The organism is Methylobacterium haplocladii, from assembly GCF_007992175.1.
GTDB lineage: Bacteria > Pseudomonadota > Alphaproteobacteria > Rhizobiales > Beijerinckiaceae > Methylobacterium > Methylobacterium haplocladii.
This window is the reverse complement of sequence record NZ_BJZT01000007.1, coordinates 17,013-39,444: the sequence shown is the minus strand read 5'-3', so window position 1 is coordinate 39,444 and position 22,432 is coordinate 17,013. Positions and strand designations below refer to the sequence as shown.

Below are 22,432 nucleotides of genomic sequence, written 5' to 3'. Positions count from 1 at the left end.
GCACCGGCGGCGGGAGGATTGCCGTTCGTTCACCGGGGTTCGGGCGCCGAATAGCCGGGCAGGGCCGTGCGACATGTTGGAGATTCGGTCGCAGCGGCTTTTTGGACGGGCCCGGTGCCGTTAGGGTCCGCTCCCGAGGGGCGCCGTCTTGTCCGTGCCTCACGGAAACCGACGGCTTGCCGCACGACGATCCCGCGAACCCCACGCACGATCCGAAAAAGCTCTACGGCGAACGCATCATCGCGGCCGGCGAGACCGTCGAGGGCATCGGCCGGACGATGACCGGCATCGTGCTGGCTCCGTCCGCCCCGCCGCGCTGGTGGATCGCCTTCGCCGGAGCCGCCGGGTTGATCGGCCTGTTCGCCGTCTCGCTGGTTCATCTCGGGGCCGGGCAGGCCGGGACGCCGGTCGTCTCGGCACTCGCCATCGCGAGCTACGATTGGTGGGTCGGGATCGCCCATGGCAGCCTGCTGGTCGCCGCCGTGCTGCTGCTCGCCGGCGTCGAGTGGCGCTGCGCCGTGATCCGGATCGCCGAGACGGTCGCGCTGCTCGGCGCGATCGTGGCCGGGTTCTACGCCCTGCTGCCCCTCGGGCGACCGGGCTGGCTCGATCCGGCCCTGCCCTGGCGCGGCACCGTCGGCGTGTTGCCGCCGTTCGGTTCGCCCGCGGCCTGGGATGCGACGGGCCTCGCCTGCTGCGTCGTGGTCTGCGCCGGCCTCTGGTATGTCGGGCTACTGCCCGACCTCGCCACCCTGCGCGACGGCGTGGTCGAAGCGGCACGAAACCGAGCCGGAGAGCCTGGCGCCGGACGCGCGCCGCCCCGTCTGCGGGCGCGGTTCTACAGCCTGGTCGCGGTGGGCTGGCGCGGCTCGGCCGTGCAATGGCAGCGCTGGGTCGAGGCCTATCGCGCCGTCGCCCTGCTCGGGGCGCTGCTCGTGATCGTGCTCCAGGGCGGCGCCTCGGTGGAACTGGTGGGCTCGGCGCCCCCCGGCCGGCACGACACCCTGCTGCCGGTGACGTTCCTCGTCGGCGCGGTGCTCTCCGGCGTCGGCGTGACGGCGGCGCTCGTCGTGGCCATCCGCGCGGCCTACGGGCTCGGCGGCCTCATCACCCGGCGCCACCTCGACGTCCTGGCCCGGATGATCCTCGTGCTCGGCCTCGCCAGCCTCTATTGCCACGTCACCGCGCTCCTCTCGACGCTCTTGTATGGCGACGCCTTCGCGCGTGAGATCGCGGCGCGCGGCTTCGAGGGCGATCTCGCCTGGATCTATTGGACGATCGTCGCCTGCGGGCTGCTGCCGGTGCAGGTGTTCTGGCTGCCGCGGGCCCGCCGCTCCGGTCTGCTCATCGCCGTGGTCGGCGCCCTCGTGGCGATCGGCGCCTATGCCGACCACGTCATGGTCCTCGTCGTCTCGCTGCAGAACGAGAGCGTGCCGCTTCCGGCGGAGGCGAACGCCCCCGGACTCGGGCACGTCGTCACCTTCGCGGGATCGATCGGCTTGTTCCTGGCACTCCTGCTCCTCGTCCTGCGCAGCCTGCCGATCGTCTCGATCGCGCAGACGCGCCAGCTCGCCATCGCCCACAACGCATCCGAGGCGGCCGAAACGGCCATGCCCCTGATCGACCCGGACCGCACCGACGTCCCGATCCGGCGGATCGGCGCCGCCTTCGCCTCGGAGAAAGCCCTGGCTGCGGCCGTCAACGCGCTCCTCGGGCGTGACCGGACATTGCGCCTCGACGCGTTCGGCCCCGTGCCGATGCCGAGCGTGTTCGAGGCTCTACGGCCGAGCGAGCATCCGATCCGCCGCACGGCGCTGGTCAGCGCGCTCGCCGGCGGCTTCGGGTTCCTGGCGCTCTGCCTCGCGGCTGCGCTCTGGCTCTCCCCCCTCGGCACCAGCGCGCGGCTCCAGGCATCCTGGCCGTTCTTCGTGCTACCGAGCATCGCGGTGGCGCTGACGACGGGCACGCTGGCGATCCTGGTCACGCTGCTCGTGCGCAGCCGGCTGCCGCAGCGGAGCCCTCCGCCTTTCGACGGTCCCGGCTTTCCGCGGTCCGGCCCGAACCGCTTCCGCCTGACGGCCGAGATCCGCGACGGCACGGACGATGCCGAACGCGTCGCCCAGCGTCTTGCAAGCCTCCGCGGCGATGGCGGCCGTCCCCTGGCGATCGATCGGGTGCCGCGATGAGCCCCGAGGTCCACCGTCCGCCGGGAGGCGTGCGCGGGCGTGCGGTGACGGCCCTGCCGCGCACGGCCCGCGCCTTCGCCCTCGATCCCCGGCGGCGCGCCACCGTGGGCCTCGGCATCGGCGCCGCGGCCCTGCTGCTGGCCTTTCTCCTCGGCGGCTGGCGGAACGGGATGATCTCCTACCTCCCCGCCTGGCTCTGCCTGCTCGCGCTGCCGGCGGGGGCGCTGCCCGTGGTGATCATGGTCGAGCGGGCTGATGCCTGGCGGCCGCAGCCCGAAACGGCGCTGCTGGAGACTCTGCGCTGGCTGCTCACGCTGATGCCGGTCGCGGCGCTTCTCGGCCTGCCGATCCTGTTCGCCCTGCCCGTCCTCTATCCCTGGGCGGCGGGCGCGCCCCAGTCGAGCCCGCTGGCGGCGATCTGGTTCACCACGCCGTTCGTCCTCGCGCGGGTCGCCCTCGCCTTCACGGTCTGGATCGCGCTGGCGATCGTCTTCGCCCGCCGCGGCGGAGAGCCCTGGGGCAAGGCCGGCCGCATCGACGACGGCCGCGCCGTACTCGGTCTCGGCCTGCACATACTGTTCGGATCCCTGATGGCGGGCGATCTGGTGATGGCCGTCTCGGGGCGCTTCCAGTCGAGCCTGTCCGGCCTGCTGCTGATGGCGGGCTGGAGCAGCCTCGCGCTCAGTGCCGCGATCCTGGTCGCACCGCCGGATGTCGGTCCCTCGCGGCGCCGGCTCGACCGGCTGACCCCGCTCGCCATCCTGCTGGCGATCTGGGCCGCCATGCATCTGGTGCAGGCGTTCATCCTTCGCCCCACGGCGCTGACGGAGGCCGCCGCCTGGTACGGCGCCCGCGGAAACGCGCAGGGTCGCGCGCTCGCCCTCGTCGCCGGGGCCGTGGTGCTGCTTGCAGCCGCCAATACCCTGAAGCCCGGCGAGTACCGCGCCCGTCTCGTCGCGGCGCTCGCCCTCGTCGTCCAGATGCTCGCCCTCGCCTGGTTCGTGACGCCATCCCTGCGCGGCACGTTCGCACTCACGCTCGTCGACGCCCTGGCCTTCGTCGGCGTGGCGGGTCTCGCGATCGGATTGCAGCCGCTGGCGCGCCGGTTTTTCCCGGGGCTCCTCATCGGAGAGGCCCCATCCGGTCCGGCACCGCCGCCTTCCTGACGACCGATCGCAACCGTCGGGGACGCCAAGCGCTTTTCAACCCGGATGCGCCTGCACTACACCGGCAGGGCTCTGACCCGCGTGAACACAAGTCGTCGAAGTCCCCATGTGCGAACTGCTCGGCATGAGCGCGAACGTGCCCACCGACATCCGGTTCTCCTTCGCGGGGCTGGCCAAGCGCGGCGGCGAGACCGGGCCGCATGCCGACGGCTGGGGCATCACCTTCTACGAGGGCGGCCGCGGCTGCCGTTCGTTCCACGATCCGGACCCGAGCGCGCAATCGGAGCTGGCCAAGCTCCTCAAGCGCTATGCGATCAAGAGCCGCATCGTCGTCGCCCATGTCCGCAAGGCCAATCGCGGCCGGGTGAGCCTCGAAAACACCCATCCCTTCAGCCGCGAGCTCTGGGGCCGGCGCTGGACCTTCGCCCATAACGGCCAGCTCAAGGGCATCAAGAAGCGCCCGCTCGGCCGCTTCGAGCCCGTCGGCTCCACCGACAGCGAGTATGCCTTCTGTTGGATCATGTCGCGGCTCGAGGAGCGCTGGCCGAAGGCGCCCCGGCCGGCGCAGCTCGACGCGGCCTTGGCCGAGCTCTGCCTCGACCTCAACGGGCTCGGCGTCTTCAACATGCTGCTGTCGGACAGCCGGGTGCTCTACGCCCATTGCGGCAAGCGGCTCTGCTACCTGACCCGCTGCGCGCCCTTCGGCACGGCGACCCTGATCGACGAGGACTGGCGGGTCGACTTCGCGCAGGAGACCAAGGAGACCGACGTGGTCACCATGATCGCCACGCGGGCGCTGACCCGCGACGAGACCTGGACCGAACTCGCCCGCGGCGACACGGTGGTGTTCAAGGACGGGGCCGTACGGCTGTTGCGGCCGGGGCGTCGCGCGGTCTCGGTCGCGCTGCCGTGCGGCTGCGATTGAGGCATTCCCGATCGTCGCCGCCCGGCGGCCAGAAAAAGTCGGAAAGTCCGGTCAAGCTCCCCGCCGACCCCGCCCCTCGGGATGCGCTCGGCCCCGCGATGCGGTAAGGTTCCCTCCGTCTCGCAGGGGACACGGACCGCGCCGCCCGACGCCCACCGACCGAAGCACGCTTAAATCATCATGAGCCGCACCGAGACCGACGCCACCCTCGATCATCCCGCCGAGGACGGCGCTGAGGGGCGTCCGGCCCTCTCGGCCAACATCCGCACCCATCTCGGTGACCAGTTGCGCACCGTCTACGAGGCGCTCGGCACCCCGGATGAAGTCACGGCCCGCTTCGCCGACCTCATCGAGAAGCTCGAAGCCGCGCTCAAGGCGCAGGGCGAGCGGGTCGACCCCGAATTCCGCAACGGCCTGCTCGCGGCGGTGCCCTCCTTGCGCGCCTTCGCCCTGTCGCTGACCTCGAACCCCGCGCGTTCGGACGACCTCGTCCAGGACACGCTGATGAAGGGCTGGCAGCATCGCGCCCGCTTCCAGCCCGGCACCAACCTGAACGCCTGGCTGTTCACGATCCTGCGGAACATCTTCTACTCGGACCACCGCAAGCGGGTGCGCGAGGTCGAGGATCAGGACGGCTCCTACGCCGCCCGCCTCGCCACCGCCCCGCACCAGGGCGACCGGCTCGACGTCGAGGACCTGCAGACCGCGCTCGCCAAGCTGCCGCCGGACCAGCGCGAGGCGCTGGTGCTGGTGGGCGCCGAGGGCGTCTCCTACGAGGAGGCCGCCACCATCATGGGCTGCAAGGTCGGCACCGTGAAGAGCCGCGTCAGCCGCGCCCGCGGCCGCCTCGCCGAACTGCTGGGCTACGACGAGGAGGACCTCGGCTCGGACCGCTTCATCCAGTCGGCGATGCCGAAGGACGCGTGAACCGGTCCTGGCGAGCGGGGCGGCGCATTTCGGCTGGCGCGCGGCGAATTCGACGGTGATCGGTTCCCGGTGGATCGCATCGAGATGCGCCACCTACCCGCTACGTCACCACGCTCCACGTCGTCGTGCCGTCCTTGTTGTCCTTCACCGCGACGCCCATCGCGAGGAGCGCATCCCGTACCCGGTCCGAGGCCGCCCAGTCCTTGGCGGCGCGGGCGGCGCGGCGTTCTTCGATCAGCGCCTCGACTTTTCCGACATCGATGCCCGCCGCCTGGACACTCGCTTGTGCGCGGCCGCTCTGCGTCTGCCCGAGCAAGCCGAGCAGGCTCGCACCGGCCTTGAGCGTGGCGGGGTCGTCCAGTCGGTGAAGCTCGGCCAGAGCTGCGGCCGTGTTGAGGTCGTCGAGCAACGGCTCCAGCACCGCGGGCGGCATGTGCTGAGCCGGCGAAGCATCGCCGACAGCACCGTACCAGCGATCCAGTGTGCGGCTCGCCTCCTCGAGGCCCCGCAGCGTCCAGTCGATCGGCTGGCGATAATGCGTCTTCAGCATCGCCAGCCGCACCACCTCGCCCGGCCAGTCGGCCAGGACCTCGCGGATGGTGATGAAGTTGCCGAGCGACTTCGACATCTTCTCCCCCTCCACCTGGAGGAAGCCGTTGTGCAGCCAGACATTGGCCATGACGGCGGTGCCGAAGCAGCAGCGCGACTGGGCGACCTCGTTCTCGTGGTGTGGAAAGATCAGGTCGATACCGCCGGCATGGATGTCGAAGGTCTGTCCGAGATGCTTCCACGACATCGCGGAGCACTCGATGTGCCAGCCCGGCCGCCCCGGTGCCGCGATGTCCGCGGGTGAGGGCCAGGAGGGCTCGCCCGGCTTCGAGGGCTTCCACAGCACGAAGTCGAGGGGCGAGCGCTTGTAGGGCGCGACCTCGACGCGGGCGCCGGCCTCCATCTCGTCGAGGGGACGCCGCGAGAGGCCGCCGTAATCCGGCATCGAGGGCACGTCGAACAGCACGTGGTCTTGCGCGACGTAGGCGTGGCCGGCCGCGACCAGTCCCTCGATCAGCGTGACCATCTCGACGATGTGGTCGGTGGCGCGGGGCTCGATGAAGCGCGCGCGCGCCCCCGGCACGTTCACGTCATCGGGCATCAGTACGCCGAGATCGCGTACATCCGCGTGGAAGGCCTTCAGCGTCTCGTCGGTCAGTTCGCGGATGGTGATGCCGCGGAGCGCCGCCCGCGCGTTGATCTTGTCATCCACGTCCGTGACGTTGCGGGCGTAGGTGACGTGGGCCGGCCCGTAGAGGTGGCGCAGCAGCCGGAACAGCAGATCGAAGACGATGATCGGGCGCGCATTGCCGATATGGGCTGCGTCGTAGACCGTCGGGCCGCAGGCGTAGACGCGCACGTTCGTCGGATCGATCGGCGCGAAGGGCGCCTTCTCGCGCGTCAGGGTGTTGTAGAGCCGCAACATCGGCGCCATCAGAGTCCATCCCGCTCGGAGCCGCCCTGCCCCGCGCCGCCTGCGCCGGACTGGGCTCCTATCCCGTTGTGCCGTGGCCGCTTTCGCGACGGACCCGTCTCCGGCTCCATCGTCCCTGCCACCGTCCCGCCCCATTGCCCGACGCGGCTGTGGCGCGTCGGCGACGGTCGGGGCCGCCTGCATCCGCTACCCCAAAACGGTGATCGATTCGAGAACGACCCGGCCGATCGCCCGACGATGAGCGTGGCCGGCAAGGGTTTGTTTACCGAGCCGATCGAACACTCCGCAATCGCGCGAAACCGATTTACGAGGTCCCGACCATGCGCCTTCAGGCCGCTGCCTTCTTCGCTCTCGCCCTGGTCTCCGCCGCCGCGACCCAGGCCAACGCCGGCGAGAACGCCAGCGCCGCGCCGCATGTCGAGAAGGCCTTCCTGATCCCGGCCAACGACGGCTACGGCACCGGCGAGTGCCTCACCGGCGGCAACAGCGAATGCGGCCAGGTCGTCGCCAACGCCTGGTGCGAGTCGCAGGGCTTCGCCTCCGCCACCTCTTACGGGGTTGCCGCCCAGGACGAGTATACCGGCGCCATCGATGCCGTCCCGGTCCGCAAGGCCGCCGAACGCCCGATCCGCATCACCTGCCAGGATTGATTCTTTCGGGCTTCTTTGGTCGCCGCAACGACGGCAGCGGCTTGTCGACAAGGCGACACGATCATATGTACGTTAGTGCGTACAGATCGGATCCACATCATGGCCCATGTCGGCTTCACCGAACTGCGAAAGAATCTCGCGACCCATCTCGACCGCGTCGAGAGCGATCGCACCGAGCTCGTCGTGACGCGGCAGAACCATGAGGACATGGTGATCCTGCCGCTGGCGGAACTCGAAGGGCTTCGCGAGACGATGCATCTCATGAGTTCGCCGGTGAACGCGGAAAGGCTGCTCCGGTCGATCGCCGAACTCGATGCAGGACGCGGAACCGAACACGACCTGATCGAACCGTGAAGGTGATCTGGTCGGGCGATGCCTGGGACGACTATCTGCACTGGCAGAAATCGGACCCGGATGTCGTCGATCGGATCAACGCTCTGATCGCGAATGCAAGACGAACCCCGCTCGAAGGCATCGGGAAGCCCGAGCCGCTGAGGGGACGTCTCGCAGGGTGGTGGTCACGCAGGATCACCGTAACCCATCGGCTCGTCTATCGCGTGGGGGGCAAGGGCGCTGACCAGGGCCTGGAAATCGCCTCGTGCCGCCTGCATTACCAATCGTAGTGCGCGTTACCCCTTCGCAAAATCCCCGCACTTCTGCGACGGCTCCGTCCCCCACGGCATCAGCGGCACCGCCGAGGTCGAGTTCTTCGGCGAGCCCTGGATCACCCGGTCCGAATAGACCATGTAGATCAGCGTGTTGCGCTTCGCGTCGCAGCCGCGCACGATCTGCATCGACTTGAAGATCAGCGAGCGGCGCTCGCTGAACACCACCTCGCCCTGTTTGAACTTCTCCTTGAACACCACCGGCCCGGTCTGCCGACAGGCGAGCGAGATGTCGGAGACGTCCTCGGCCAGCCCGAGCGTGCCCTTGATCCCGCCCTTCTCCGGCTGCGTGTACCAGCAGGCGACGCCGCTCACGACCGGGTCGTCGATGCCGTAGACGACGAGCTTGTCGTTCGGCGTCAGCGGCCGCCAGACCGTCGACTTGTCGAAGATCCGGTCGGGGTCTTCCGCTCGCGCCGGTACCGTCGCGCCCGCCAGAGCCAGCGCCCCGAGCAGGGCCAGTCCGCACCGCATGGTGCCCGTTCGCCACATCATCGCACCATTCCCCTCCAAACTCGGCCGCACGGATGTGGTGTGTCTGTCGCCGCCGCGCGAGGGGGTCTATCCTGTCCGGCAGTCGACACGGCCGCGCCCCGATTCCCAAGAGCCGGACATCGCCCTCCCGTGACACGCATCGCGTTCTCACCATGCCGCTGATCGCCCCGATTTTTCGCCGACGCGTCGCCGCCGTAGCGCTGGGCGTGCTCGCCCTCGGCGCGGCCCTGCCGGCTTCCGCGAACCCCTTCGCCTGCCAGCGCTACAAGGCCGAACTCGCGAGCTTGAACGACAACGGCGCCACGCAACGCGCCCTGCAGAGCGAGATCGGCCGGCTCGAATCCTATTTCCGCTCCCTCAACTGCGAGGGCGGCAAGTTCCTGTTCTTCGACACGCGCCCACCCCAATGCGGCGCCGTCGAGCAGCGCATCCGCGCGCTCAATGCCGGCTACGGCGCGCAGAACGGCGAGGTCGTCGCGGCGCGCCGGCGTCAGCTCATGGCGGCGATCGGCACCGCGTGCACCGATCCGAACATGCCGGTCGACGGCGATCCGGTCTCGCAGACGGCGCGCGGCGGCGCCAAGGTGATCTGCGTCAAGACCTGCGACGGCTCGTATTTCCCGATGAACAACCTGCCGGACGGGCGCAGCGGGGCGGACGAGATGTGCCAGGCGCTGTGCCCGGGCACCGAGGCCGTCGCCTATTCGATGCCGAACAGCGACGAGGGCCTGCGCTCGGCGGCCACCATCAAGGGCAGCCGCGCCTACGCGGCGCTGAAGACCGCCTTCAAGTTCCGCACGAGCTTCGAGCCGAACTGCTCCTGCAAGCGCGAGGGCCAGAGTTGGGCGCAGTCGCTCGCCAAGGCCGAGAGCATGCTGGTCCGGCACAAGGGCGACATCTTCGTGACGCCGATGCAGGCGGAACGCCTGTCGCGGCCGCCGAAGGTGCGTCTGACCCTGGTCGGCCGGGCCGACAAGACCGCCGCCGAACTCGCGGCCGACGCAGCCAGCCGCACCGGACCCGACGTCGCGGCCACTGGCACGGCCGGCCCGGTCGATGCCGCACTCGCCGTGGCCAAGGCGAACCAGGACCGCACGAACGTCCGGGTGATCGAGCCGTCGATGATTCCGGTCCCGGCCCGCACCGGCGCGCCTTGAGGGCCGGTCGCATGGCCTTAATCGGACACGCCCGGCCGCACCCGCCGACGCGGAGCCAAGCCCCTAAAACGACGACATGTCTTCGGCTCGCGATCCGGCTCACCCGCATCGGGCCGAGGCCTCCCGCGATTTGACGCCTTCGAATTCGGAACCATATCGCACGGACACCGTTCGGAAGCCCCGATCGGGTTTCGACGGCTTTGGACGAAGGTGACTGAATGCGGATGACCCGCTCGCTGCTTCTGACCGGCACGATTCTGCCGGCGCTGATTCTGAACGCGCCGTCCTGGGCACGCTCCGCCGGCGAAGCTCCATCCGCCCGGATGGAACTGGCACAGCTCGGTGAGGATGGCCCGGCCGGACGCGGCGGCGGCGGCGGCCCGCGTGGTGGCGGCGGTGGTCCGGAGCGCGGCGGTGGCGGGCCGGCGGCGCGCGAGCGTCCGGAAGCCCCGGCGGCCCGCGAGCGACCCGAGCCGCGTCAGGCGCCTGCCGCCCGTGAACGGCCGGAGGCCCCGGCCGTTCGCGAACGTCCCGAGGCACCTGCGGCACGCGAGCGCCCCGAGCCGCGTCAGGCACCCGCCGCCCGTGAACGGCCGGAGCCGCCGGCCGCGCGTGAGCGCCCCGAACCCCGTCAGGCACCGGCTGCCCGCGAACGCCCGGAGCCGGCAACGCCACCAGCGGCGCGCGAGCGTCCGGAACCCCGTCAGGCGCCTGCCGCTCGCGAACGTCCCGAGCCGACGACACCGCCGGCTGCGCGCGAGCGGCCCGAGCCGCGTCAGGCCCCCGCAGGGCGCGAGGCGCCCGAGCGTCCCACCGCACCCGCCCAGCCGACGCGGCCGACCCCTCCGTCGAGCGAGGAGCCGACGCGGACCGCACCGACGCGCCCGACCGCGCCGGCGACGCCGCCTGCCGCACAGCCGCAGACGGCTCCCACGCCCGCCCAGCGCCGTGCCCCGGACGCACCGACGCCCCCGGCCGCCGCTCCTCCGACGACGACACAGCCCGGCCGTCCGGCCGATCCGCAGGCGCCTGCGCCGCAGAACCGCCAGCAGCCGGCCCAACCGAACGCGGCGACGCCACCGGGCACGCCGCCGGGCGCGGCTCCGAATGCCGCCCCGAACCAGCGTCCCGGCGTGCCGGGCCGTCCGTTCACGCCGCCGGGCCAGCAGCCCAACACCGTACAGCCGGGTACCGCGCCCGGTCAGCCGGGTGTTGCGCCTGGAGGCGAGCTGGGCGCAGCGCCGGGCCAGGATCCGAACCAGCGGCGGCAGCCGGGCCAGCCCGGTCCCGGGCAAGTCCAGCCCAATCCGGCTCAGCCGGGGCAGGTGCCGCCGGGCCAGCAGCCGAACACGCTGCAGCAGAACCAGCTCCAGCCGGGGCAGCAACCGGGCGCAGCCGGTCGTGACGGGGACCGCCGCGGTCCCGGCCTCGACAACGATCGCCGGGATGGCCGCAGCGACAGCGACCGACGCGATGGCGACCGGCGCGACGGCCGCAACGACGACGATCGCCGCGACGGCTACGATCGTCGTGGCGGCGGCCCGCGCGACAATTTCAACGCACCCGGACGCCCCGGCTACATCCCCGGAGGCTTCCGCGACAGCCGCGAGGACGACGACATCCGCGATTACGACCGGGTTCGGCGTGACCGCCGCGAATACGAAGTCGACGGGCGCAGCTACTATCGCGAGCCCGGCCGCATCATCGTGCGCGACCGCGACAACTACTACATCCGCCACGACGAGAACGAGCGCTTCCGCGATCTCGACCGGCGCGGCTATCGCAGCGAGCGTCGCGGCAGCGAAACCTACAGCTATGTCGACCGTCCGGGCGGCGAACAGATCATCACCATCGTCGACGACGACGGTCGGCTCGTGCGCCGCTCGCGCCGCTTCCGCGACGGCCGCGAGGTCATCCTGATCAACAACAGCTACGGCCCCGGCGGCCCGCGCCCGATCTACGACGACGTGGTCGACCTGCCCCCACCGGACATCCGCATCCCGCGCGACCGCTATGTCGTCGATTACGAGCGGGCCGATGCCCGCGCCGTGTACGGGGCTCTCTCGGCCCCGCCAGTGATGGCGATCGACCGCCGCTACACGCTCGATCAGGTGCGCTACAGCCCGCAGCTGCGCGCCCGCATGCCGAGCGTCGACATCAATACGATCACCTTCGATTCGGGATCGTTCACGGTGACGCCGGAACAGGGGCGGCAGCTCAAGAACATCGCCGACGCGATCAACCAGACGGTCCAGGCCAACCCGCAGGAGGTGTTCCTGATCGAGGGCTATACCGATGCGGTGGGCGCCGACGTCGACAATCTCTCGCTCTCCGACCGCCGCGCTCAGTCGGTGGCGACGATCCTGACGCAATCCTTCCAGGTGCCGCCCGAGAACCTGACCACCCAGGGCTACGGCGAGCAGTACCTGAAGGTGAACACCCAGGACGCCAACCGCGAGAACCGCCGCGTCACCGTCCGCCGGATCACGCCGCTGCTCCAGCAACAGGCGGATCAGCAGGCACCGCCGCCGCCGGCACCGCCGCGCTGAACGAACGATCGTCGGCCCGCAGAGATGCGGGCCGGTCTCGTTTGAGGGGGCATGCGGCAATGGCGGGTCCGCCTTGTGCGCGCTCCCCTGATCGTGCGGATATGAGAGGCCAGTTTAGCGGTAGGCGCCCGCAACGCCGGAAGACCTATCCCACCAACACCCCGCATCCCGAGGTGCCGGAGCGAAGCGGAGGCCTCGAGGGAGGGCTCCAGCCAGCCCTGCGATGTCTGGGGCCCTCCTTCGAGACCCGCTCACGCGGGCACCTTGGGACGAGGGGGTATTGGTGGGGGATCCTCGCCGCCGCGACAGGAACAGGACGGCCGAAAACGATGGACGAGGCGCCCCACCGGTTGATCGAGGCCGGGACGCCGGACTTCCGCCGCACCACCCTGGCCCTCTTCGCCGCCGGGTTTTCGACCTTCGCCGTACTCTACGGCGTGCAACCGCTGATGCCGGTCTTTGCCGACGCCTTCCACGTCTCGCCGGCCGAGAGCAGCCTCGCCCTGTCGCTGCCCTGTGCGACGCTGGCGGTTTCCCTGCTGATCGTCAGCCCCCTCTCCGAGGTCATCGGCCGCAAGCCGGTGATGGCGGTCTCGCTGTTCGCCTCCGCCCTCCTCACCATCGCCGCCGTGATGATGCCGAGCTGGCACGGCTTCCTGCTGCTGCGCGCGCTGACGGGCATTGCCGCGAGCGGGCTGCCGGCGGTGGCCATGGCCTATCTCGGCGAGGAGATGCATGGCCGCGCCATCGGCCTGTCCATGGGCCTCCTGATCGGCGGCAACGCGCTCGGCGGCATGGTCGGACGGCTCTTGGCCGGCATCATCGCCGACCACGCCTCTTGGCGGCTGGGACTGGGGCTGATCGGCGTGCTGGCGCTCCTGGCGGCCGTCGCCTTCCAGTTTGCCCTGCCCGCCTCGCGACACTTCAAAGCGCACCGGATGCGCTGGCGCGAGGTGCCGGCAAGCTTCGGGCATCATTTCAACGATGCCGGGCTGCCCTGGCTGTTCGCCGAGTCCTTCCTGCTGATGGGCGGGTTCGTCTGCGTCTACAACTACGTCGGCTTCCGCCTGCTCGAACCGCCGTTCTCGCTGAGCCAGACCGCCATCGGCGCGATCTTCGTGGTCTACCTCGCCGGCACGGCGAGTTCGGCGATCACCGGCGAGATCGCGAGCCGGCTCGGGCGGCGCAAGGTGCTGTGGCTCGCGATCCTGCTCGGCCTCGGCGGCATCGGGCTGACGCTGTCCGACAATCTGATCGCGATCATCGCCGGCATCGTCGTCATCACGATCAGCTTCTTCGGCGCGCATTCGGTGGCGTCGAGCTGGATCGGCCGGCGCGCCATGACCGACCGCGCCCAGGCCTCCTCGATCTACCTGTGCCTGTACTATCTCGGCTCCTCCGTGCTCGGCACCACGGGGGGCTGGTTCTTCGCCCATGCCGGCTGGCCGGGCGTGGCCGGCTTCTTCGGGGGGCTCTACGTTCTGGCCCTCCTGATCGCGATCCGGCTCTCGCGGCTGCCGCCCCTGCCCGAGTTGATCGCAGCCGAGATCCCGAAGGCGTAAGGCGCCGCGTTGCGCTCACGCCACCGGCAAGAAAATCTCCACGGTCGTACCCTGGCCGGGGCGGCTCTCCAGCGTCAGGCGTCCCCCGGATTGGGTGGCGAAGCGCTCGACCATGGCGAGGCCGAGGCCGGAGCCCTTGCCGAGCTCCTTGGTGGTGAAGAACGGCTCGGTGACGCGCGTGAGCATCGCTGCGTCCATGCCGCAGCCCGTATCCTTCACCGAGAGGACGAGGTGACGGGGTGAGGTGCCGTCCTCCCGCACGGCGATGTGGATGCGACCGCCCTCCGGCATGGCGTCGCGGGCGTTGACCACGAGGTTGAGGAGCGCCGTCTCGAGCTCGTTCGGATCGGCGAGGACGGCGGGCAGGCCCCGCGGCGTGTCGAGGGTGATCCGCACCCGCGCCCCGGCCGCCTGCCCCAGGAGGTCGACGAGCCCGGTCACGAGGTCCGGGATCTTCACGGGGCCGGGCGCCACCTCCTGGCGGTGGGCGAAGGCGAGCAGCCGCCGGGTCAGTGCGACGCCGCGCTCGGCGCCCTGCGTGGCGCTCTTCACGTAGCCGTCGAGCCGATCGAGATCGGGTCCCTGGCGGTCGCCCAAACGCTTGGCCGCCAGTTCGAGGTTCACCAGGACGATGTTGAGCAGGTTGTTGAAGTCGTGGGCGATGCCGCCGGTGAGCTGGCCGAGCGCCTCCATCTTCTGCGCCTGCCGCAGGGCCGATTCCGCTTCGATGCGCTGACGCGCCTCCGCGAGCATCAGCCCGTGCATCGCGGCCTCGTCGCGCGTCTTCCGGAGGGCGAGTCGGGTGACGGTGAACAGCACGAGGGTGGCGAGCACCGCGATGACGAGGTTGATCGCCGCCTGCCGCCGCCACGGCGTCAGGACGCCGTCGACGGCGAAGCCCACTTCGACATAGATCGGGTAGCCGTCGACCTTGCGGAAGCCCGAGATCCGCCGCGCGTCGTCGAGGGGCGAGACGTAGTCGATCGTGCCCTCGTCGAGGCGGCGCGCGAGGTTCGCGTCGTTCGCGGCAAGGGCAACGGCGTCGAGGGTGCCGGTCTCCTGCGGGTCGATCGACGGACGGCCGGGTGACGCCGGAATCTGAACCAGTACGCGCGAATCCGCCCGGACCAGCGCCACCCGGTCGCTCGGCGTCAGCGCGAGAGCACGGAAAAAGTCCTCGAAGTAGCGTTGCGAGATCGAGACGATGAAGGTGCCGGCGATCTGGCCCGTGAGGTCGCGTCGCGCCCGGGAGGCCGGCAGCACGACCTTCTGCGAGAAGCGGCTGCGCACGGGCAGGCCGAGCGTGAGGCCATCCCGGCCCTGGAGCAGGACGTGGCTGTCGCGCCCGGCGGCATCGACCTCGGGCGCGGCCGTCACGCTCCGGATGTAGTCGCGGTCGCCGATATAGGTCTTGGGAACCGGGAAATACCGGCTGTGGGCGAGGGCCTTCCCGTCCTCGCCCACGATCACGAGGCCGTCGACGGTACTCATGTCCCGGTCGATCTCGGCGAGGTATTCGTGCAGCGGCTGCTCCTGAAAGGCGCCCTCGCTGTGCACGAGATGTTCTTCGATCCGGCTCAGGGCGACGTTGTAGCCGTCGAAGGCCGACGAGACCTGCTGCGCCAGGAGCTCCGCCATGCGGGTGGTACGGTTCGTCGCATTGTCGAGTAACAGCGTCCGGCCCTGAAACGTCACGAAGGCGAGAACCACCATCGGACCGGTCAGCGACAGGATCAGCAGAAGACGCAAGACCCCGACGGCGCTGTCCGTCTGCCGGATGCGGCCTCCCATGACTTCACGCATGATCGCATCCTGCCCGCATGAAGCGATTCGCGTTCGATCATCATGAGACAACCGAGCGCCAGCAAGTCACCACCTCCGGAATTCGCTCGGGCGGTGCAGGAATACAGCGCCCCATAGGTTGCGCGACCGCCGGAGCTCAGCCGATCCGGCGCAGGAAATCATCGTAGAGTTGGAAAACCGCTTTCCCGTCTTCGAAGTGCGGGAAGGCGCCGGTGGGGAGCCGCCGCACCGTCCAGTTCGGCCGGGCCACCGCCTCGCCGATCCGGTCGTAATCGACGAAGTCGCCGCGCGCCCCGCGCAGCATCCAGACCGGCAGCCGCAGTTTTTCGTAGAGCCGGGTGACGTCGGTGGGGAACAGATAGCCGGACAGGAACGAGAACGGTGCGTATTCGGCGCCGGGCTGGCGCACGGAGAGCTGGTCGTATTCGAGCAGGCCCTCGTCGATATCCTTCGAGCCCCAGGTCCGCTCCAGGAAGTAGCGCATGCTCGGCCGGCTCACGAGGGCGTCGAAGAGCGGGCGCCCCCAGAGCGGGAAGCCGACGATCTCGCGCGCCAGCGGCTTTCGGCGGTCGCAGCCGTCCGGCCCGAAGCCCGAGAGCCGGTCGTCGAAGCCCGGCGGGCTGATCATCGCGAGGCTGGCATAGTCGGAGGGGCGCTCGAGCGCGGCACGGGCGAGGTAGGCGCTCGGCAGCGACAGGGCGAGGGTGTCGATCGCCGGGCCGCCGTGCCGGTTGCGGATCTCGGCCGTGATGGCGTGGATCGCATCGGTCATCAGGCGCGGCGTGTAGCTCCGGTCCGAGCGCTCCGAGAAGCCGAAGCCCGGCAGGTCGAGGGCGTAGACCGGACGGCGCGTGCGATAATGCTCGTAGAGCGGCCGGACCTCGTAGGCGTTGGCGGCGGCGTTGACCGAGTGGATCAGCAGAAGCGGCACGCCGGCCCGCGTGTCGGAGGCGTAGAAGCTCACCGCGCCGGCCTTGGTGCGCAACACGCGTCGGCGGCCCGACAGGGCCGGCGGCAGGGCCGGCCGGTTCCGCCGGAGGTGGCTCGCCGCGATCCAGGCGCCGGCGGCCGCCAGCGGCAACAGGGCGAGCGCCTTGGCGGCGGGTCCTGCTGACCGGGTGAATCGGCGGTTCGGCGTTTCGCGCATGGCTGGCTCGCGTGGCGGAGATCGCGCGACAACGCCGGAGCCGGAGGTTTGTGCCGCCCGCGCCGGCAACGGCTCCAGGCGATGCCGAGCTCCGCCACTTCGGCGCCCGTCCGGCACGGACCTCCACGGTTATCCGCACGTCATAATCCCTACACAAAAGCATTATGACGAGCTTACGACATCGAATACGATTACTTAGATCGATTCCGCACTATATCGATCAAAATCACTATGGTTTCGATGAGACACACACTCCGAACAACTCTGAGTCCACTTTCTCGGTTCCGGCCGCAATGCTAGTTGGCCGCCATGAATGCTTGCAACCGCGATCTTCGGTGCCGGCATCAGACGCGGCGCGGCATTCACCTGCTCTGTCGCGCAGGTTCCAAGGTTAGCCGAAGAAAGACCGAGCGATGAAACAGCACATCTTTGCGGCGACGCTGGGCCTGAGCGCCCTGACGCTGCCGTCCGCCGGCGCCCAGGCGCAGACGGTCGCGGAGCTGCAGAAGCAGATCAACGAGCTGAAGGCGCTCGTCGCCGCGCAGGCCGCCAACACGCGACAGGCGGCCGCCCCGCGTCGCGGGCCCCGGGGCATGGTCCTGACCGCCCGGAACACCGATGCCGGCACCGTCCCGGCCGCCGGACGGCCAGTGGTGTCGGCGGTTTCGCCGCCGAAACACCAAAAGACCGCCGCCGAACACGCCGCCGAGCACCCCTTCGTCATCGAGGACCCGGAGACCTGGTGGCCCGCGATCGTGCCGCCGGACTACGACCCGCTGGTCGACAAGCCGGACGGCAGGCCAAAGACCTGGTTCGAGCGGATCCAGATCCGCGGCTACACCCAGCTGCGCGGCAACGAGTTCATCGCCGGCGACCGCTCCGCGCCGGCTGGCCTATCGCGCCTGCGCTCCGTCCATGACGGCGGCATCACCGACAAGAACAACTTCACCTTCCGCCGGGTGCGCCTGATCATCCAGGGCGACATCCACGAGCGCGTCTTCCTCTACCTGCAGCCCGATTTCGCGGTCAGCGTGAACAATCAGGCCGGCTCCGAGCAGCGCCTGCACTTCGCGCAGCTGCGCGACGCCTTCGCCGACGTCTTCCTCGACGACGAGCGCCGGACCAAGCTGCGCTTCGGCCAGCAGAAGGTGCCCTACGGCTGGGAGAACCTGCAATCCTCGCAGAACCGCCTGACGCTCGACCGCTCGGACGCGATCAACAGCGCGATCCCCGGCGAGCGCGACATCGGCATCACCGCCTATTACACGCCGTGGCACGTCCAGGCGATCTGGGACCGCCTCGCCAAGGGCGGCCAGAAGCTGTTCGGCAATTACGGCGCCTTCGGCGTCGGCATCTACAACGGCCAGACCATCAACCGGGTGGAGCAGAACGACAGCCTGATGGTCGCCGGCATGGTGACCTGGCCGTTCGAACTCGACGGGCTCGGCGGCTGGGCCAAGGGCCAGGTGCTCGAACTCGGCGCCTCGGCCTATCACAACCGGTTCCGGCCCGAGGTCCGCGCCGGCACGACGACCGCCATCGGCACCACGGATTTCGAGGATGCGCGCCTCGGCCTCCACGCGATCCTGTACCCGCAGCCCTTCGGCATCCAGGCCGAATGGAACTGGGGCGTCGGACCGGAATTCGACGTCGCCACCCGGACGATCCAGAGCAAGGGGCTCGAAGGCGGCTACATCCAGGCGATGTACAAGGTCGACGACTCGCCGGTGGGCCCGTTCTACCCCTACATCCGCGCCCAGCATTACGACGGCGGCTGGAAGGTCGGCACCAACACGCCGCGGCTAGAGACCGACGAGCTCGAAGTCGGCCTCGAATTCCAGCCGATCAAGCAGGTCGAGCTGACCATCGCCTACGCCAAGATGCGCCGCCGCGAAGCCGACGAACGCCGCTTCGGCCGCGCCGAGGGCGACATTTTTCGAGGTCAGCTGCAGATCAATTATTGATCGGCGTCCGGGCTCGACCGGCGATCGGACCCGCTTCCGTCATTGCGAGCGCAGCGAAGCAACCCAGGGCCAGGACCGCAACGTCCGGGTAGCGGCCCTGGCTTGCTTCGCCTTCGGCTCGCAATGACGGCGGGATTCGACACCAGTGCGCGCGAACCCGGATCGGATGCGGCGATTCACGCCGCCGCCTCGATCTCCGTGCTCAAGTCCAGCCATTCCTCCTCCGCGCGCTCCAGCGCGGTGGCCGCGTCTGCGCGCATCTTCGCGAGCTCGCCGGCCTTGGCGGCGTCCTTGAGGAAGGCCGTGCCGTCGCCGAGGGCCGCGTCGATCTTGCCGATGGCGGCCGAGAGCTTCTGCATGCGCGCCTCGGTCGCCTCCAGCTTCTTGCGGAGCGGCGCGAGCGTGGCGCGGCGCTCGACGGCGGAGCGGCGGGCCTCGGCCTGCTTCCCGCCGGCGCTCTCCGCCGAGCGGTCCTCGGCGCGCTCCGGGCCGGCGAGGACGAGGCGGCGATAATCGTCCATGTCGCCGTCGAAATTCCTCACCGAGCCGTCGGCGACGATCCAGAGCCGGTCGGCGCAGGCCTCGATCAGGAAGCGGTCGTGGCTCACCAGGATGACCGCCCCCTCGTAATCGTTGATCGCTTCGACCAGCGCCTGCCGGCTCTCGATGTCGAGGTGGTTGGTGGGCTCGTCGAGGATGAGGAGGTGGGGTCCGGCAAAAGCAGCCAACCCCATCAGCAGCCGCGCCTTCTCGCCCCCCGAGAGCTTCTCGACCGGGGTGTCGGCCTTGGAGGCCGGGAAGCCGAGCCGGGCGGCGGCCGAGCGCACGCGGGCCTCGGGGGCGTCCGGCATCAGGTCGCGGACATGGGCCACCGCGTTCTCGGCGGGCCGCAGCTCGTCGAGCTGGTGCTGCGCGAAATACGCCACCTCCATCTTGGAGGAGCGCTTCATCTCGCCCGAGAGCGGCGGCATCCGTCCGCCGATCAGCTTGCAGAAGGTCGACTTGCCGTTGCCGTTGGCGCCGAGCAGCGCGACGCGATCATCCGGAGCGAGGCTGAGGTTGAGGCCCGACAGCACCACGCGCTCGCCGTAGCCCGCCTGCACCCGCTCCATGGCGACGATCGGCGGCGAGAGCGGGCGTTCCGGGCTCGGCAGGTGGATCACCGGCACGTCGTCTTCGAGGAGCGCCGCGATCGGCTCCATCTTGGCGAGGCGCTTCATGCGCGATTGCGCCTGCCGGGCCTTGGTCGCCTTGGCCTTGAAGCGGTCGACGAAGCTCTGGAGATGCGCCCGCTCGACGTCCTGCTTCGCCTTGGCCTTGGCCTGCAGCACGCGCTTCTCCGAGAGCTGCCGGGCGAAGCTGGTGTAGCCGCCGCGGTAGATCGTGAGCTTGCCCCGGTCGAGATGCAGGATGTGGTCGACGCATTCGTCGAGCAGGTCGCGGTCGTGGCTGATGATGATCGCGGTGCGCGGATAGCGCTCCAGATAGTCGTAGAGCCAGATCGTGCCCTCGATGTCGAGATAGTTCGTCGGCTCATCGAGCAGCAGAAGGTCGGGCTCGGAGAACAGCACGGCGGCGAGCGCCACGCGCATGCGCCAGCCGCCGGAGAAGTCGGCGCAGGGCCGTCCTTGCGCCGCCGCATCGAAGCCGAGGCCGTGCAGGATCGCCGCCGCGCGGGCCGGCGCCGAATGCGCGCCGATATCGACCAGCCGCGTCTCGATCTCGGCCCGTCGGATGCCGTCGGCCCCCTCGGCCTCGGCCATCAGGCGCGAGCGCTCCGTGTCCGCCGCGAGCACGACCGCGTGCAGGGTTTCGGGGCCGGCCGGCGCCTCCTGCGCCACCGCGCCGATGCGCATGCCCTTCGGCATCGACACCGACTTTCCATCGACCGGCAGCTCGCCCAGGATCGCGCGAAACAGCGTGGTCTTGCCCGCACCGTTGCGGCCGACGAGCCCGACGCGCGCCCCATCGGGAATCGCGAAGGTCGCCGCATCGAGGATCAGCCGTTCGCCGATGCGGTAGGAGAGGTCGTTGACGCGCAGCATGGGCGCGTTCTGAGGGGCACGGGCGTCGGGTGCAAGGGGCGGCGGCGGGGGGCAGGTGGCGACGCCCGGGAAAGCCGCGTCGCCGCTTCGCTCAGAGACCCTTGCAGCGGCTGCGCACGAGGCCGCCGAATTCGCTCTCGGAGCCCTGGACCTGGGCGAGCTTTTCCTTGCGCTCGGGGCCCGACAGGCAGCGGCCGTAGACGCCGGCGATGCGCCGCATCGTGTCGACGTGGCGACGCCAGACGCGGCACTGCCCGGCCTGGTCGTCACCGGCCCCTTCGAGTTGGTCGAGCGCCTGGCGCTGCATCGAATTCGCGATGAGGACGTCGCGGGCGCAGGCCGCCTCGCCCTGAGCCCGGGCGAACGATGCCGTGCCCGCGACCAGACCGATCGCCAAAAGGCTCGCGATCGGATGTCTGCTTCGTCCTGCCAAGGATGCCCCCATCCTCTCGATCACGCCGCCTGCGAGGCCGACCGGTTGGTCAGCAGCGCGTAGAGCGCATTGCCGTCGCGGGCATTGCGGATGCGCTCTAGGATGCCGGGTTCGCGCAGGATGCGCGCCACCTGGGCCAGCGCCTTCAGGTGGTCCGCGCCCGCATTCTCGGGGGCGAGCAGGAGGAACACGACGTCGACCCCCTGGCCGTCGAGCGCCTCGAAATCCGTGGGCTTCTCCAGCCGCGCCACCAGCCCGAACAGGCGGTCGAGCTGGGCGAGCTTGCCATGGGGAATGGCGACGCCGTCGCCGATGCCGGTGGAGCCGAGCCGTTCGCGCTGCAGGAGCGTCTCGAAGATCTCGCGCTCGTCGAGGAGGGGGAGCCGGCGGGCGGCCTGCGCCGCGAGCTCCAGCAGGATCTGCTTCTTGGCCCGTGCCCTCAGATTCGGGATCACCGAATCCGGACTCAGGAATTCCAGAACTGGCATGAAGGACCGTTGTCCCATCGACGAAACCCGGGACCGGAGATCCAGTCCCGAGCGGTGGGGCCGGCACCGAATGCGCCAAAAGCCCCGATCTTCAATCGGCCGCCTCGCGGCGGCGTTCCTCGGCGAGAGCGGGGACGTCGCCCCGATCAGGCCCGGTCCGGCGGATCGACCCAACCGATCGCGCCGTCACCACGCCGGTATACGACGTTGATGCGGCCGGTGCCAGCGTGAACGAAGACCACGACGGGCGCGCCGGTGAGGTCGAGGGCGGTCACGGCCTCGCTGACGGACTGCCGCCGCAGGGTCTTGGTGCTCTCGGCGACGACGGGCGGGTGCGCCTCCTCCTCGGAGGGGAGCTCGTCGTGCTCCTCGTCCGGCGGTGCGGCGATGACGGCATAGGCCGCCTCGATATCCGCCGGGCTGCGGCCGCCGTTGTGGTTCGCCGCGCCGTGGTCCTTGAGGCGGTGCTTGTAGCGGCGCAGGCGCTTCTCGAGTTTGTCGGCGGTCTGCTCGAAGCTCGCGTAGGGGTCGTGGGCGCCGCCGGAGGCTTCCAGGGTCAGCCCCGAGACGAGGTGCAGGACGCAATCGGTGCGATAGCCGGTGCCGTCGCGCCGGAGCGTGACGTGGCCCGTGCAGGAGCCGCTCATGTGGCTGTCGAGGTACTTCGAGAGCGTGGCGGCCATTCGGTCGTCGACGCGGCCACGCAGCGCCTCGCCGAGGTCGACGCCGTGACCCGTAACCCGCAGACCCGCCATGAACGTCTCCGATCGACCAAAGTCGATCAGAG

Annotated in this window: 19 protein-coding genes; 11 read left to right on the top strand and 8 right to left on the bottom strand. The window is 70.1% G+C overall.

Features of this window, described 5'->3' with window-relative positions; all coding sequences use genetic code 11:
- The first annotated feature begins 176 nt into the window (after positions 1-176).
- The 4 genes from MHA02_RS04370 to MHA02_RS04355 all read left to right on the top strand — a co-directional run bounded on the left by MHA02_RS04370 (position 177) and on the right by MHA02_RS04355 (position 5,204).
- Positions 177-2,186, top strand: coding sequence for a quinol:electron acceptor oxidoreductase subunit ActD (locus MHA02_RS04370; protein WP_238180188.1), 2,010 nt, complete (start codon positions 177-179; stop codon positions 2,184-2,186).
- Positions 2,183-3,352, top strand: coding sequence for a hypothetical protein (locus tag MHA02_RS04365; RefSeq protein WP_147076892.1), 1,170 nt, complete (start codon positions 2,183-2,185; stop codon positions 3,350-3,352). The genes MHA02_RS04370 and MHA02_RS04365 overlap by 4 nt, the downstream gene beginning before the upstream one ends.
- Positions 3,353-3,458: 106 nt before the next feature.
- Complete coding sequence (locus MHA02_RS04360) at positions 3,459-4,277, top strand: class II glutamine amidotransferase (RefSeq protein WP_147076890.1); 819 nt, start codon at positions 3,459-3,461, stop codon at positions 4,275-4,277.
- Between the two features lie 180 nt (positions 4,278-4,457).
- Positions 4,458-5,204: a sigma-70 family RNA polymerase sigma factor gene (locus MHA02_RS04355; protein WP_147076888.1), complete on the top strand. Its 747-nt coding sequence runs from the start codon at positions 4,458-4,460 to the stop codon at positions 5,202-5,204.
- A 100-nt stretch (positions 5,205-5,304) separates the two neighbouring features.
- Here the strand turns inward: MHA02_RS04355 and cysS are convergent, their stop codons facing one another.
- Positions 5,305-6,687, bottom strand: a complete 1,383-nt coding sequence (gene cysS / locus MHA02_RS04350) for a cysteine--tRNA ligase (RefSeq protein ID WP_147076886.1) — start codon at positions 6,685-6,687, stop codon at positions 5,305-5,307.
- A 320-nt stretch (positions 6,688-7,007) separates the two neighbouring features.
- Between cysS and MHA02_RS04345 the strand changes: the two genes are divergently transcribed.
- The 3 genes from MHA02_RS04345 (at position 7,008) to MHA02_RS04335 (ending at position 7,960) form a co-directional block, all read left to right on the top strand.
- Entirely contained in the window at positions 7,008-7,337 is a 330-nt protein-coding gene (locus MHA02_RS04345) for a hypothetical protein (protein WP_147076884.1), read from the top strand.
- A gap of 75 nt (positions 7,338-7,412) precedes the next feature.
- On the top strand, positions 7,413-7,691 hold the full coding sequence (locus MHA02_RS04340) for a type II toxin-antitoxin system Phd/YefM family antitoxin (RefSeq protein WP_306469038.1): 279 nt from the start codon (positions 7,413-7,415) through the stop codon (positions 7,689-7,691).
- Positions 7,688-7,960 (top strand): Txe/YoeB family addiction module toxin, encoded by a 273-nt coding sequence (locus MHA02_RS04335; protein ID WP_147076882.1) that lies wholly within the window; start codon positions 7,688-7,690, stop codon positions 7,958-7,960. The genes MHA02_RS04340 and MHA02_RS04335 overlap by 4 nt, the downstream gene beginning before the upstream one ends.
- 6 nt (positions 7,961-7,966) lie before the next feature.
- Here the strand turns inward: MHA02_RS04335 and MHA02_RS04330 are convergent, their stop codons facing one another.
- On the bottom strand, positions 7,967-8,497 hold the full coding sequence (locus MHA02_RS04330; protein WP_147076880.1) for a CreA family protein: 531 nt from the start codon (positions 8,495-8,497) through the stop codon (positions 7,967-7,969).
- A gap of 152 nt (positions 8,498-8,649) precedes the next feature.
- Between MHA02_RS04330 and MHA02_RS04325 the strand changes: the two genes are divergently transcribed.
- The 3 genes from MHA02_RS04325 to MHA02_RS04315 all read left to right on the top strand — a co-directional run bounded on the left by MHA02_RS04325 (position 8,650) and on the right by MHA02_RS04315 (position 13,765).
- Positions 8,650-9,654, top strand: coding sequence for a DUF2865 domain-containing protein (locus MHA02_RS04325; protein ID WP_147076878.1), 1,005 nt, complete (start codon positions 8,650-8,652; stop codon positions 9,652-9,654).
- Positions 9,655-9,872: 218 nt separating this feature from the next.
- On the top strand, positions 9,873-12,203 hold the full coding sequence (locus MHA02_RS04320; RefSeq protein ID WP_147076876.1) for an OmpA family protein: 2,331 nt from the start codon (positions 9,873-9,875) through the stop codon (positions 12,201-12,203).
- 329 nt (positions 12,204-12,532) lie between these two features.
- Positions 12,533-13,765, top strand: a complete 1,233-nt coding sequence (locus tag MHA02_RS04315; RefSeq protein WP_147076874.1) for an MFS transporter — start codon at positions 12,533-12,535, stop codon at positions 13,763-13,765.
- 15 nt (positions 13,766-13,780) lie between these two features.
- Here MHA02_RS04315 and MHA02_RS04310 read toward each other — a convergent pair whose 3' ends face one another.
- Together MHA02_RS04310 and MHA02_RS04305 are read right to left on the bottom strand one after the other, a co-directional pair.
- Complete coding sequence (locus MHA02_RS04310; RefSeq protein WP_147076872.1) at positions 13,781-15,568, bottom strand: sensor histidine kinase; 1,788 nt, start codon at positions 15,566-15,568, stop codon at positions 13,781-13,783.
- A 136-nt stretch (positions 15,569-15,704) separates the two neighbouring features.
- On the bottom strand, positions 15,705-16,715 hold the full coding sequence (locus tag MHA02_RS04305) for an alpha/beta fold hydrolase (RefSeq protein ID WP_147076870.1): 1,011 nt from the start codon (positions 16,713-16,715) through the stop codon (positions 15,705-15,707).
- A 413-nt stretch (positions 16,716-17,128) separates the two neighbouring features.
- On the opposite strand from MHA02_RS04305, the gene MHA02_RS04300 reads away from it, so the two are divergent.
- Entirely contained in the window at positions 17,129-18,679 is a 1,551-nt protein-coding gene (locus tag MHA02_RS04300) for a porin (RefSeq protein ID WP_147076868.1), read from the top strand.
- A 176-nt stretch (positions 18,680-18,855) separates the two neighbouring features.
- On the opposite strand, the gene MHA02_RS04295 is transcribed toward MHA02_RS04300, so the two are convergent.
- From MHA02_RS04295 to hpf, 4 genes are all read right to left on the bottom strand, one after another.
- Positions 18,856-20,724 carry an ABC-F family ATP-binding cassette domain-containing protein gene (locus tag MHA02_RS04295; RefSeq protein WP_147076866.1) on the bottom strand — a complete coding sequence of 623 codons (1,869 nt, stop codon included), beginning with the start codon at positions 20,722-20,724 and terminating at the stop codon, positions 18,856-18,858.
- 91 nt (positions 20,725-20,815) lie between these two features.
- Positions 20,816-21,169: a hypothetical protein gene (locus MHA02_RS04290; RefSeq protein ID WP_147076864.1), complete on the bottom strand. Its 354-nt coding sequence runs from the start codon at positions 21,167-21,169 to the stop codon at positions 20,816-20,818.
- 8 nt (positions 21,170-21,177) lie between these two features.
- Positions 21,178-21,645, bottom strand: coding sequence for a PTS IIA-like nitrogen regulatory protein PtsN (ptsN, locus tag MHA02_RS04285; RefSeq protein ID WP_147076862.1), 468 nt, complete (start codon positions 21,643-21,645; stop codon positions 21,178-21,180).
- A gap of 146 nt (positions 21,646-21,791) precedes the next feature.
- Positions 21,792-22,400 (bottom strand): ribosome hibernation-promoting factor, HPF/YfiA family, encoded by a 609-nt coding sequence (hpf, locus tag MHA02_RS04280; protein WP_147076860.1) that lies wholly within the window; start codon positions 22,398-22,400, stop codon positions 21,792-21,794.
- Positions 22,401-22,432: the final 32 nt, after the last annotated feature.